Origin of the sequence: Halovibrio sp. HP20-59, from assembly GCF_033052795.2 — a bacterium.
Taxonomy (GTDB): Bacteria; Pseudomonadota; Gammaproteobacteria; order Pseudomonadales; family Halomonadaceae; genus Vreelandella.
The window spans coordinates 1-262 of sequence record NZ_JAWJUW020000107.1; the positions used below are offsets into that span (position 1 = coordinate 1).

1 protein-coding gene is annotated in these 262 nt (G+C 68.3%); it reads right to left on the reverse strand.

Annotated features, from left to right (window positions below):
- A partial coding sequence (locus RZA33_RS19560) for a hypothetical protein (protein WP_317509868.1) occupies positions 1–190 on the reverse strand: 190 nt, incomplete at its 3' end.
- Between the last annotated feature and the right edge of the window lie 72 nt (positions 191–262).

Sequence of the window (262 nt, forward strand, 5' to 3'; positions counted from 1 at the left end):
GGCCCGCGCCCGCGCGGCGGAGGTCCAAGAGCTTTCTTGGCGACATGCGCAGAAGCGACGCGAGCTGGTCTGGGCTGATCCTTTGATCGTCCCGCCACGCCGCCAAGCGCCGGGACTCGATCTCCAGCTCCTTGAAATCCGCCCCGTCCATGTCGATCTCCGGGATCTTCTCGGCCTTGCGCCCTGCCATGTCAGACCCGCTTTCCGCCCTTTGCGACAGGCTTCCCGGCCGCGGCGGCAGGCTTCGGCATGGCGGTCTCCG